Genomic DNA, 13075 nt, shown 5'->3' with positions numbered 1-13075 from the left:
CCTTGGTGAGCCGTTACCTCACCAACTAGCTAATGCGCCGCAGGCCCATCTATAAGTGGCAGATTACTCCGCCTTTCAGTGTCTCTTCATGAGAAGAAACAAATTATCCGGTATTAGCTACCGTTTCCGGTAGTTATCCCAGTCTTACAGGCAGGTTACCTACGTGTTACTCACCCGTCCGCCGCTAAGTTGTTTTGAAAGCAAGCTTTCAAAACAACTCCGCTCGACTTGCATGTATTAGGCATGCCGCCAGCGTTCGTCCTGAGCCAGGATCAAACTCTCCAAATTATATTGATTTCAAATCAGCTTTGCAGTGATTTGGAATCAATTTTAGAAAGAGCGAAATGCTCATTTTGAAACAAACTGGCGAGAATTTTCATTCTCTATCAAATGATTTCTCACTTGTTTTGATTTCACTTTCGTGAAATCTACTCACTCGTTGTTCAGTTTTCAAAGACCAATTATTTCATTTTGTCGTTACCAATGTGTCTCGGTGACAACTTTTATATCATATCACGCAGTGAATCTTAATGCAAGAGTTTTTTTCGAAATAAGTTTCTATTTAGATTTTCTACCCGGGCAATTTCTTTATAACTACGCCATATCAACCATCATTCTTTTATCGGTTGGGTTAATAACTTAACATATATTTAACTACGTTGGCAAATGCTAATAATATACAAATAAATTAAGGCCAGCGATTATGAATCGCTGGCCTTAATTTTAAGCTCACTTATTTTTTAATCCAAGGGTTACGACGCTTCTGTTGTTTGTTTTTTTGTTTTTTATCTCCGCCTTGATTAACTGCTCTACCTTTGCCTGTATTCACACTTGAGGTTTTGGCCTTCTTCAATTTCGCAACACTAATGGATTCTGAAGACTCCAAGGTGGAGTTACTCACATCATTACCAATAACTGCTTTTTCCGAAATAGTTGCAACGTCACCAACATCCGATGATTCTTGAACACCTTCTCTACTATGGCATCCGCAATCATGCGTAACTTGAGCTTCGGGTTGTGAATAGCCAAACATATTTGGATGTTGCCCCATATGTTCAACGCCTTGCCCATGCATCATTGAATTTGGGAAAGTCCAATCGTAAGGCGATATGCAAGAGTATACATTTGAACAAGATACAGAGACATTTTCTGGTGGTGCCATATTATTCGATAGTGGTGCCATATTACTCGATAGCGGTGCCATATTATTCGATAGTGGTGACAATCCTTGATTCTCGCCCCCATAACCTGATAGTCCACCAGCAAATGAAGTACCATACGGTGAAATGTTAGGATTACAATGATCTGTTCCTTCATGCACCATATGCGGCATCATAGGATAAGATGGTTGCGTAAATTGCGGTTGTACCCAATTCGGTTGTTGCCCATAACCTTGATGTTCCCATGCTGGTTGTTCGCACTGTAGTTGATTCCAAGAATAACCTTCCGTAATCCCAGGATAACACATTTGTTCTGACACCTGAGGGCAGGGATTAGACTTCTCTGGAGCATGTTCCACAGCTTCTTGAGTAGGGACAGTATACTGTATATACAAGTGTTGTTTCATCTCTATTTTTTCTTCTACAATTGGTAACTCAGGAAGTGGCATTGGTACATGGTGTGGCGGAATATGTTGAATTGGTGCGATGTTAGGTGCCGGTGGATTTGGAACGGAAGCGTTTGGCATCGGGACACTAGGCATGGAAACATTTGGTAATTGCACGTTTGGCAATGGCATATTGTCGTGAATTGGTGGAAGTTGAGGGATAACAGGTGGGAGTGTTTGAATTGGTGATGTGTCTACTTTAGGACCTGTGTACGTTTTCCCTCCTGGAGTTGTTTTGTTGTGGTTCGCATTTCCACCTACCAACTCTCCATTCGCTACCTCTTTCATTCCAACTTTAGGGATATTCACTATTTCTCCCACAAGCAATGCATTTGGATTTTTCAATTGAGGATTAGCATCGATCATTTCCCTCAATGTTACTCCCCATGCTTTAGATAGCTGCCAAAGACTATCTCCCTGCTTCACAACATGCTTGTGAATAATATGTTCTGGCATTGGGGCAGAAATAGATTCCGTTGGGATTTTGACTTTTTCACCTATGTTTAATTTGTTCGGGTCTTTCAGTTGCGGATTTGCCTCAATTAGCTTTTCTAGAGATATCCCATACTTCTTAGATAACTCATATAAGGTGTCGCCCTTCTTTACCATGTGTATTTTCACGTGGAAAAAACCTCCTAAACTTCTTATAGACGGCATATGCCCGCCTTCTTTACTCTCATCTTATGCAAGTGTTGGGCGGATGACATCATTGATGACAAAAAAAATCCTTTCACGGCTTAGCCATGAAAGGATTTTTACTGAGAACAACCTTATTGTGCGAAGATTATCATTCTCCCCGCACTTCATATCCATCTTGATTCAAGATATTATGGGAATTCTTCTAGTAAGTTCAGTGTTATTGGAACCACTTGACCTGAACCAATATTTCTTCCCACGATTTGTCTAACCACAATCACTTCTAGAGCCGTTCCAGTGAAAAAGTCGTCTGCAGTGTAATCTGCAGGTATACATCTCACTAATCGAATTTCTTCGAATGATAGCGAGATATATCGCGCTCGTAAATACGAATCCGCATAAAAATCTATGATTGATTATTTAACCTCTGGATTTTTATCATAAGCATAACAAGGATAAGAACCTAATACACGCACCTGACATCCTAATGCCTCAATCTCCGCTATGGCTGCTTGTAACAACACTGTACTATCCTCAGCAAGAACATCAATATAAAAATAATAATTACCCAGTTTCTTTTTCGTTGGACGAGATTCAATTCGAGATAAATTAAGCCTTCTCCATGCAAATGCAGAAAGAACTTGGTGAAGTGCCCCCGGGAAATCCTCTGGAAGTGTTACTGTAACACTCGTTTTCATCTGATTACTTTCGCGCTGAAGACGTGCAGGATCAGAACCAATTAGCACAAATCTAGTAAAGTTATTATCATGATCCGTTACTCGCTCGGCCATTACATCTAACTTATACTTTGCAGCTCCCAGAACTGTGCCAATCGCAGTCCATCCTTGTCCTGGATTCTTTTTGACAATATGAACAGCCTCTGAAGTACTCCCTGCATGCTCTACCTCAGCTTGCGGTGCATGCTTACGAATAAACTGCATACATTGAGCAGCAGCCACTGGATGAGAAATAATTTTAGTGATTTTACTGTAATCCATCTCTCCATCTTCAGAAAGAAACGCTTCTTGATCACCTATTAAATTCTGTATGGAAGGATAGACCCACTCCGCTTGCATAGGAATATCTACTTCATTCACAAGCCAATCCATATGTAGGCTCACTGAGCCATCAATCGTATTCTCAATGGGGATTACACTATAATCACTTTTTCCTAGAACGGTTGAACGAAACACGTCGGAAATCTGTTTATAATACAACAATTCCACTGGTTCATCGCCAAACAAATGAACTATAGCCTCATGAGAGACAGACCCTTCTGGTAGTAATGCAATTCGTTTCATGCTTCAACTTCCCCTTTTATCATATCCAAAAATGAATTAGATGGCATATTCTCACTGATAATAACGCCATCACTTGAAGGATCAAGCCATCTAGCTGATGCCTGAATTCCATATTCCTTCATCGTATCCAACAAATATGTTTCCAAATCTCTCTTACGAAGATTACCACGATCTACTAATGCCAACAAAGTTGGACCCGCTCCACTTAAAGCGACACCAAGAGCGCCACGGTTCGGAGCCTCCTCTAAAATGCGAGACATACCCGGCACTAAGCTTGCACGATACGGCTGATGCAATCGATCAGACATTGCTCTTCCAATGAGATCAAATCTTCCCTGTGATAACGCAGCTACAAGTAGCGACGATCTGCTGATATTATAAACAGCATCCTCACGACTTATTTGATCAGGTAGCACCTTTCGAGCATCCGAAGTCGATAGTTGAAATTCCGGGATAACGACAAGCACTTCCAAATTGGTATGAGGCTCCATTCTTATATAATCAGCATGTATCCCATCCCATACAGCAGTGATAATTCCACCAAATAAAGACGCTCCCACATTGTCAGGATGACCTTCCAACCTTGAAGCCATATCGAATAACTTATCCTTGGACAACGGTGAACCAATTAAGGCATTTGCCGCAACCATTCCCCCAATAATAGCTGAAGCACTACTCCCGAGACCTCTGGTTAAAGGAATATCAGAATACATTGAGATTTCAATCTCCGGTAGCGAAACACCCGCCTCATCAAAGACCAGTTGCGCTACTTGGTATACTAAGTTGGTTTTATCTGCAGTTAATCCATTCATTTGGTCGCCATACAAATGAAACTGAGTATGCTCCGACTCTTTCATTCCAATCCATGAATATAACGATAAGGCCATTCCTAACGTATCGAATCCAGGTCCCAAATTCGCCGTACTGGCCGGCACCTTCACACATACACCTTGACTCCTAATCATCCCTGTTCCTCTTCCAGCTTAGCGATAGCATCCATATCAGTCGCTTCATAGTTCCCTACAACAGTAGGTTGTGTAATAACAGTCTTCATTGAAATATTGAGATCTTTCAACCTTCTGCCTGCTAGCACATATACTACGCTTTCCCCACTTAGGAAGTATCCTTAGCATTTCAATTTATAGACTCCTTCAGTACGTTGCACACTGCAACAGATCCTGAAGGAGTCGGTTCAAATATATTCTCTGAGTTTATCCCTCAACGCGATAAACGCTTTTAATTGTACGAATAACTTCAAGCCCCTCAAAATGCTCTAATACCTTGTTCATACTAGCTTTACTAGCATCGTGAGTTACGATGACAATTTCAGCATAAGGATTATGCTCGTTCGGTTGTTGTACGACGGACTCTAGACTTACATCAAATTGAGCAAAGGCTTGCGTGATTTGTGCAAGCACCCCTGCCTTATCATCTACGTGTAGAAGAATAAAGTTCTTATACTTAATTTGTTCATCATCTTTGAGCTTTTTCTGTTTATATGGAACAATGGCTTTCAAGCCATTCACACCAAGCTTCAAGTTCTTGATCGCTGCCACAAGGTCAGCTACCACCGAAGTTGCTGTAGGCATAGCCCCTGCGCCTGCGCCATAGAACATCGTCTCACCAACAGCTTCACCATACACATACACCGCATTATACACACCATTCACAGATGCAATCGGATGACTGCGACGTACCATTGTAGGTTGAACACTGATACTGATGTGCTCATCATCACGATCCGCAATTCCTAACAACTTCATTTCATATCCTAGACGTTTAGCATATGCAATATCTTCTTTGGTCACTTGGGAGATACCACGAACACTAACATCTTTCAACTCCACATTCGTTCTAAATCCAAGTGTCCCTAGAATAGCCATCTTCCGTGCTGCATCCAGTCCCTCAACATCAGATGTTGGATCTGACTCTGCATAGCCAAGTTCTTGTGCCTCTTGTAATACATCATCATAAGAAGCGCCTTCTTTACTCATCTTAGTCAAAATAAAGTTCGTTGTTCCATTCACGATACCCATTATTTTCAAGATACGATCCGAAGAGAACCCTTCAATTAGCGTGCGAATAATCGGAATACCACCAGCCACACTAGCTTCGTAGAATACATCGCATTGTTTCTCTTGTGCTTTAGCCAGAATTTCAGAACCGTACAATGCCATTAGGTCTTTATTGGCAGTTATAATATGTTTCCCATATTCTAAAGCCTCTAAGATATAAGCTTTAGTCTGGTCCACTCCACCCATCACTTCAACAATAACATCAATCTCAGGATCACGAATAACATCCCACGGATCTTCTGTTAGTATTGCGGGATCAATATATACACCCCTTGATTTATCACTATTTTTTACAGCAATTTTCGAAATAATAATAGGAGAACCCACTTGACTACTTAAATCCTCCTGATTTCCTTCTACAATTCGAACTACCCCTGTACCCACAGTTCCTAATCCTAATAACCCCACTCTTACCGGTTTCATTAATTCGTCCCCCTCAATCACGTCATTCAAGCTTTATTTGTGCCTATCCTTGTCCAATCATATGGACGCGTTTAACCCCTGATACGCCTTTCATACCTTCTAGCATATCACCAAGTCCTTCACTAAGCCGTGAAATCTCTACAGATATGACTACATTGGCAATCCCTTGTAACGGTATACTTTGATGCATAGTTAGAACATTACCACCAAGACCTGCCACAAGACTTAGTACTTTAGACAACATCCCTGAACGATGTTCTAAATCAATGGATATCGTAACAATTCTTTCGCGTTCCAATTGATTAATAAGATGAATTCCATCTTTGTATTTATAAAATGCACTCCTACTTAAACCCACTTGTTCCACGGCTTCATGAACCGTTTTAACATCCCCGACTGCAAGTAATTGCTTCACCTGCATCGTCTTTATGACCGCTTCTGGTAAAATATCTTCACGAACTAAATAATAGCGTTCTTTCAAGAACGTCCTCTCCTCAAAGACTACTGTTTGTGTATAGTGGACATTATAATATATTTGTCCTTCGAGGGTCAAGAGATAGAAGCCCCTTTCCGCAAAAAAACCGTATCCTGTACTTTAAAAGTACAGAGATACGGTTTATATATGTGGATTTAGTAATAACTACTACCTTCAACAAATTCGAATTCGAAATCGCCAAGACGAACGATCGTCCCATCTACCGCTCCACGCTTACGAAGCTCTTCATCCACACCCATAGCTCGAAGAATTCGACCTAATTTGAGGATAGCTTCATGCGAATTAAGCTGCATTCTCTGCATCAGATGTTCAATCTTCGCACTCGTAATGATAAATGCATCATTCTCACGAACAACTGTGAAGGAATCGTCATCCTTCGGATCCAATTTATATACTTTTCTTTCCTTGAGTTCAGGAACGTCCTCTACTACTGGTTCAATTACAAGTTGATCCAACAAGTCCGTTGCGCGGTATAGCAATTCCTGTATACCTTTACGTGTCAAGGAAGAGATAGGCATGATCTCTAAATCCGGTCTTACAAGTTTAACTTGTTCACGGAAAGAGGCTAAATTCTCTTCAGATTCAGGCATGTCCATTTTGTTTGCCGCTACAATTTGTGGACGCTTCTCAAGTCCTGGATTATACAATTTCAATTCTTCATTGATATTAACCCAATCTTCATAAGGATCTCTGCCTTCAGAGCCAGACATATCCACCACATGAATAATAACGCGAGTTCGTTCAACGTGACGAAGGAATTCATGTCCAAGTCCAATACCTTCATGAGCACCCTCGATTAGTCCTGGCAAATCAGCCATAACAAAACTACGACTATCCCCTACATCAACCACACCTAGATTTGGCGTAATCGTTGTGAAATGATAAGCACCAATCTTAGGTGTAGCAGCTGAAACGACAGACAGCAATGTAGATTTACCAACACTCGGGAAGCCTACAAGTCCAACATCAGCCATAACTTTTAATTCTAATAGAATGTAACGTTCCTGACCCGCTTCGCCATTCTCAGCAATTTCGGGAGCTTTATTAGTAATCGTTGCGAACCGACAATTACCTCTACCACCTCGTCCACCACGAGCTACAACAATTTCCTGTCCGTGCCTAGTTAAATCCGCAATAACTTCCCCAGTATCATCATCCATGATAATGGTACCTGGTGGGATACGTATATATGAATCTTCCGCATTAGCACCATGTTGGCTCCTACTCCGCCCCTTGATACCCGGATTCCCCTTAAAGTGACGCTGGTAACGAAAATCCATCAATGTTCGAAGTCCTTCATCTACTCGAAAAATGATGTCGCCACCTCGACCCCCATCACCACCGGCAGGTCCACCATTCGGTATAAACTTCTCCCGACGGAAAGCAACAAGTCCGTCACCCCCATTGCCAGCTTTCAAGAAAATCTTCGCTTTATCTACAAACATAACTTCACCTTCCTCATGTATCACACGGTACTCGTAGTTGGAAAGAAGCTTGTGAAGAATATACCTGCTCAGCTTTTATCGAACTACTACGTCCCACATTATGAATTTGTTGCTGAAGAACTTCTGGGTCCACATGTGAACCTTCACCTTCAAAATAAGCGACCGCATCTCCATTTTCCTCATAAAAACTGAGAGTAAGCTTACGGGTCTCACCCAAAGATGTTAGTTCACCGTATTGATATGCTCGAATAGCCTCCACAATGGCAGATACCCAATTCTCAATGGCATCTTGTTTCATTCTGCCACTAAGATGTAAGTCATCTGCGATGTTGACTTCAAGTTCCACATTACTTCCTATAGTCCGAAAGGATTGTAAATAAAAAACTAAAGATGGAATACCAAGCTTTGAAAGCTTACCCTCAAGGTATATCCGTTCTTTTATTCTTCCCACACAATCGATTGTTTTATCATGCTTTCCCAGTTGTATATAACCATATAAAATTTGCAAATCATTCATCCAGTCATGTCGATGATGATTCAAGGTATTAATAGCAGTCTGTTCAATACTCTGAATAACTAACCGTTGCTCCCTCTCACTCTGCCTATGAATAGATGAGATTGCGATCCAAAGTACTGTAGCCACCCAAAGCGTAAGCAAGACGTACCATATTAAAGCTGGATACCATATGACCAATGACAAAGGAATCCAAGTTGATATGATAGCTAGAGCCCCTAACTTTTTCCACGATTTCACAGCATCACCTCGTCCTCAATCATCTATTGGGTAATTTAACCATTTCATAGTATAGCACAGAATCTCACACCAAATCATCCTAAAACCTACAAAAAAGCCCCCGGCACTTATTGGCCGGAGGCTTTTTATCAGTTCACAACTGTTTCGATAGCAATTAAGCTTCCACTGCTGCCGCTACAGGAGCTACCGGATAGACGCTTACTTTCTTGCGATCGCGGCCCCAACGTTCAAATTTCACAACGCCTTCCACTTTTGCAAACAAAGTATCGTCACTACCGATACCAACATTCGTACCTGGATGAATTTTAGTTCCGCGTTGACGAACTAGGATACTTCCGCCAGTAACCGTTTGTCCGTCTGCACGTTTCACACCAAGACGCTTCGATTGGGAATCACGTCCGTTTCTTGTGGACCCAACACCTTTTTTCGAAGCGAATAACTGAAGATTCAACTTTAACATGTTGTCTACCTCCTTCTTTAAAGAATAGCTTCTTCTATTAAAATATACTTACCATAGGATTCAGCAATATTATTCAACATAACTAGCATAGATTCCAGTAGTAACTGCACTTTGCTTCCAGTAGCATCATCCTCAATAAGAGGAATCACTCCACTTAAGAAACCATTATGCATATCACAATTCAAAGTAATACCAGTTAACGTTTCAATCGAATTGACGGTTCCAACAGTAACAGCCGATACTCCGGCACATACAATATCTTCTCCAGCCTTCGCATAATTCGCGTGTCCCTTGATCTTAAAACTCTGGATTATACCACTATGATTACGAAAGATTCGTACGACAATCACTTGATCGCACCTTCTTACGCCTGAATTTTTCCGATAGTTACTTTAGTATATGGTTGACGATGACCTTGCTTCACATGATAGTTCTTCTTAGGTTTGTATTTGTATACAACAACCTTATGACCTTTACCATGTTTCTCAACTGTAGCGGCTACAGTTGCACCGGAAAGTAACGGTGTACCTGCTACCAATCCATTGTCATCACATACTGCTAGTACACGGTTGAAAGTAATACTTTCTCCGTCTTCTGCGTATAGTTTCTCAACGAACAACACATCGCCTTCTTGCACTTTGTATTGCTTACCACCTGTTTCGATAATAGCGTACATATTCTTGCACCTCCTCATGTCTCAGACTCGCCTAATCTAGGTGACAGTACTGTAAAAACACTGCACTTCACAACCCGACCGGAGCGGTTACAGCATGTGCAGGACAAACAATCACCAGACACATACTAATAGATGATAACATAAGCCCAACGTATAGTCAATGAATTGTAATGACGTTTATTCTGCCCGTCCCACTACAATGATCACATTCCTTATCCAGAATAACAGATGTATCTTCCCGAACTTTTTTACGTGTGAGCTCTAGCAGTCCAAGCTTCGTCCAGCCAACAATTTGACTCTTAGCTCGATCTTTTTTCATAACCGACTCCAGAATCTCCACCACACTCTGTCGATTAGCTTCTTCCTCCATATCGATAAAATCAATAATGATGATTCCACCTACATCCCTTAGACGGAGCAGCCTAGCAATTTCTTCAGCAGCTTGTAAGTTCGTCAGTGTTACTGTTTCTTCCAGACTATATGCACCTGTGTATTTGCTTGTATTCACATCAATAACCGTTAAAGCTTCCGTATGGTCCCATACAATGGTTCCGCCACTTGAAAGCGATACTTTTCGAGCAAGTCCTTTGTCTAATTGTTCACGAATACCATAAGCCTTAAATATGGATTCAGGTGCATGATACACCTTTACAGGTATATGTATACCATTCGTCATTTCAGACAGATACAATTCCGCTTCATTTGCTTCCCTTACATTATTAATGACAAGTTCATCTTGTATGGGGTCTAATACATCACGAATGAGTCGCTGTACGATACTCAAGTCTCGATGTAGCAGGCTAGGTGCTTCCGCTTCACTCGCACGCTCTTGGATGAGTTCCCATTGCGCGCGTAAAAATTTAAGATCCCCTTGAATGGCATCACGCGGCTCATCTTGCGATACCGTTCTCACAATAATTCCTTCGCCACGGAATCTCAATTGTTCACATAAAATCTTCAGTCGCGTACGTTCGCTCTCTCTCTGAATCTTCTTCGATACAGCTACATAGTCTGATATGGGCATATAAACAACCCAGCGTCCTGGTAGCGAATAATGAGTGGTCACCCGTGGACCTTTCCCTCGAAGTGATTCTTTCATCACTTGGACAACAACCTCTTGTCCTACTTTCAACAATTCTTCTATCGAAGGTTTAACCTTCGGCTGCTTCTCGAGATGGGGGTGTAGCACATCATCAACATATAAAAAGGCGTTCTTCTTGTGTCCGATATCAACAAATGCAGCCTGCATGCCCGGTAATACATTAACAACTCTTCCTTTATAGAAACTACCTACTAAACTTTCACTTTGGCTGCGTTCCGTTGCAAACTCAATAAGCTTTCCTTCCTCTATGAGAGCCATCTGTGTAAACTTAGGTTCACAGTTAACGATCATCTGTTTCATGGCTTCACCTCTGCTAGAAGATATTTCACTATATTGTTCATGAAATCTCTTATGAATTTTGTATAATAATAATTTCGTACTTCACACTTAAGGAAGACGACGACCATGAGAAAAATAGGCTGCAATAAGACGTTGCTCCGGTAAAACGGCTATCACTTTTCCATCTTTATCCATAATATAAATTAAATGATATTTCTCTCTCTTAAATAGACGCAAAATATTCTCTAAATGTTTCGTTATATCCGCAACAATTGGTTGGGCAATTGAACCACTGATGGCGTATTTTGTATATATCAGATCTCTATTCATCAAAAACCTCATGAACCTGTATGGCAGATTGCGATAATCTATGAGATTTGAATAAAATAGAAATATGCCAATCATTAATATATTAAGTTGTATGATTCCTTCTCCTTTAATTAGAGGAAGCATAGCGTAGGCAATCACGACCATACTAGTAACTATACTCACTCTTGAAGACCATAGCAAAGTCCAATGATAAGGAAATAATCGACTTGCGAGTGATTGTACTATTTTACCTCCATCAAGGGGGAGAATGGGTAGTAAGTTAAATAACGCAATAACCATATTACCATGCACGATATATGATATTGCCGCATTATTCCCCCATCCTTCCGCCAAAAAAGTCATGCCAATCCCCATCATGATACCATTCTGAAGAGGCCCAGCCAACGCAATAATGATTTCCTTCCATGCTGTGAGTTTCCCGTGGTCTTCAATAGACACAACACCTCCAAATGGAAGTAGCTGAACCGAACGGACCTTAATCCCCAATAGGATTGCAGCACTCATATGTCCCATTTCATGAATAAGTACAATAACGAAAAGTGTAACCAGTTCAATAAAACTTCCTGTCAAAATAGACATTAACATCACGATAACGAAAAGAGGATGTAAGGATAGCGTCACCCCACGAATATTAATCAAAAGACATCACTTCCGTGGGATCGATATATTCTTGACCTTTCTGGATTGCAAAATATAAGAATGGCGACTGCTCCGTAGACGCATTAGATAATAATCCAAGCGAATCTCCCGCTTCGACCCAATCGTTTATTTTCAAATTCGTATCGAGATGCCCATAAATAGCCAGCATGCCACCTGTATGCCGAATTGTTACAGTCTTGCCCACTAGCGAATCTGTCACCACATCTATCACTCGGCCCGTTGCTACGCTTTTAACCGGATGGTTAGCATTTGAATCGCCATTAGGCGTGATTTCAATCCCTTGAAGAGCTACAGAATAAGGCATTGTTATATTTCCTTGAATGGGAGCAATCAATGAAAGTGATGCAATGACCTTCTGAGGATCATTCTGACTTTCCTTAAAGCTAGGGATAATCGTCGGTGCTTCTCCGAAATGAGAAACATACCAAGCCTCTGCCGCTTGATAATCCATCTCTCGGTTCAGTGACTGTGTTATATATTGCTGAACGTTAACTGCCAAAGGCTGTTCCAAACGGTATACACCAACGATCACTCCAAATAACAAACCACTAAGCAACAATCGCCAAGTAAAACTCGAAACAAAATTATTTTTTCTACCATCCTCATTGAATCCATTTAAACGGCTACGTTCTTTTTTCCACAACACTTCAGGATCTGGTTCCTGAACTATCTGAGTCCCCTTGGACAACTTCCTCGTATCGAGATGAGACTGATTATAATCCAATAGTGCCTGAATTCTCTCCTCTCGGCGTTGTTTCAATGCTGATTTATCATCCATTTCGTCACTCCCCCTTACGAGGCTTCTTTTCACCTATTTTATGAGGGATGTCCA

Annotated in this window: 14 protein-coding genes, 1 rRNA gene and 1 other annotated feature; all 15 genes read right to left on the bottom strand. The window is 41.1% G+C overall.

Going from position 1 to position 13075, the window contains the following annotated elements; translation table 11 throughout:
- A 16S ribosomal RNA gene (locus BW961_RS08450) occupies positions 1–288 on the bottom strand; the annotation flags it as partial.
- A gap of 445 nt (positions 289–733) precedes the next feature.
- On the bottom strand, positions 734–2227 hold the full coding sequence (locus tag BW961_RS08445) for a LysM peptidoglycan-binding domain-containing protein (protein WP_068583407.1): 1494 nt from the start codon (positions 2225–2227) through the stop codon (positions 734–736).
- 206 nt (positions 2228–2433) lie between these two features.
- Positions 2434–2583 (bottom strand): hypothetical protein, encoded by a 150-nt coding sequence (locus BW961_RS30390; protein WP_156510112.1) that lies wholly within the window; start codon positions 2581–2583, stop codon positions 2434–2436.
- 75 nt (positions 2584–2658) lie between these two features.
- Positions 2659–3543 carry a prephenate dehydratase gene (gene pheA / locus BW961_RS08440; RefSeq protein WP_068583405.1) on the bottom strand — a complete coding sequence of 295 codons (885 nt, stop codon included), beginning with the start codon at positions 3541–3543 and terminating at the stop codon, positions 2659–2661.
- The gene (gene thrB / locus BW961_RS08435; RefSeq protein WP_068583402.1) at positions 3540–4508 is read right to left on the bottom strand and encodes a homoserine kinase; all 969 of its coding nucleotides are present in this window, start codon (positions 4506–4508) and stop codon (positions 3540–3542) included. The genes pheA and thrB overlap by 4 nt, the downstream gene beginning before the upstream one ends.
- A 246-nt stretch (positions 4509–4754) precedes the next feature.
- Complete coding sequence (locus tag BW961_RS08430; RefSeq protein WP_068583399.1) at positions 4755–6041, bottom strand: homoserine dehydrogenase; 1287 nt, start codon at positions 6039–6041, stop codon at positions 4755–4757.
- A gap of 43 nt (positions 6042–6084) precedes the next feature.
- Positions 6085–6522 carry an ACT domain-containing protein gene (locus BW961_RS08425; protein ID WP_068583395.1) on the bottom strand — a complete coding sequence of 146 codons (438 nt, stop codon included), beginning with the start codon at positions 6520–6522 and terminating at the stop codon, positions 6085–6087.
- Between the two features lie 149 nt (positions 6523–6671).
- A complete protein-coding gene (gene obgE / locus BW961_RS08420) occupies positions 6672–7982 on the bottom strand; it encodes a GTPase ObgE (protein ID WP_068583392.1) in 1311 nt (436 codons plus the stop codon).
- A 13-nt stretch (positions 7983–7995) separates the two neighbouring features.
- Positions 7996–8736 carry a Spo0B domain-containing protein gene (locus BW961_RS08415; protein WP_068583390.1) on the bottom strand — a complete coding sequence of 247 codons (741 nt, stop codon included), beginning with the start codon at positions 8734–8736 and terminating at the stop codon, positions 7996–7998.
- A 154-nt stretch (positions 8737–8890) separates the two neighbouring features.
- The gene (rpmA, locus tag BW961_RS08410) at positions 8891–9196 is read right to left on the bottom strand and encodes a 50S ribosomal protein L27 (protein ID WP_068527061.1); all 306 of its coding nucleotides are present in this window, start codon (positions 9194–9196) and stop codon (positions 8891–8893) included.
- Positions 9197–9213: 17 nt separating this feature from the next.
- Positions 9214–9546 carry a ribosomal-processing cysteine protease Prp gene (locus BW961_RS08405; protein ID WP_068583386.1) on the bottom strand — a complete coding sequence of 111 codons (333 nt, stop codon included), beginning with the start codon at positions 9544–9546 and terminating at the stop codon, positions 9214–9216.
- 14 nt (positions 9547–9560) lie between these two features.
- Positions 9561–9872 (bottom strand): 50S ribosomal protein L21, encoded by a 312-nt coding sequence (gene rplU, locus BW961_RS08400; RefSeq protein ID WP_068527065.1) that lies wholly within the window; start codon positions 9870–9872, stop codon positions 9561–9563.
- Positions 9873–9885: 13 nt separating this feature from the next.
- Positions 9886–9971: a sequence feature (ribosomal protein L21 leader region), on the bottom strand.
- Between the two features lie 58 nt (positions 9972–10029).
- Positions 10030–11274, bottom strand: a complete 1245-nt coding sequence (locus BW961_RS08395; RefSeq protein WP_068583383.1) for an Rne/Rng family ribonuclease — start codon at positions 11272–11274, stop codon at positions 10030–10032.
- Between the two features lie 87 nt (positions 11275–11361).
- A complete protein-coding gene (locus tag BW961_RS08390; RefSeq protein ID WP_068583380.1) occupies positions 11362–12222 on the bottom strand; it encodes a M50 family metallopeptidase in 861 nt (286 codons plus the stop codon).
- Positions 12215–13021 carry a M23 family metallopeptidase gene (locus tag BW961_RS08385; protein ID WP_068583377.1) on the bottom strand — a complete coding sequence of 269 codons (807 nt, stop codon included), beginning with the start codon at positions 13019–13021 and terminating at the stop codon, positions 12215–12217. The genes BW961_RS08390 and BW961_RS08385 overlap by 8 nt, the downstream gene beginning before the upstream one ends.
- Positions 13022–13075 lie beyond the last annotated feature (54 nt).

Source organism: Paenibacillus macquariensis, from assembly GCF_900156375.1.
Taxonomy (GTDB): Bacteria; Bacillota; Bacilli; order Paenibacillales; family Paenibacillaceae; genus Paenibacillus_AQ; species Paenibacillus_AQ macquariensis.
This window is presented reverse-complemented; position numbering and strand designations above follow the sequence as displayed.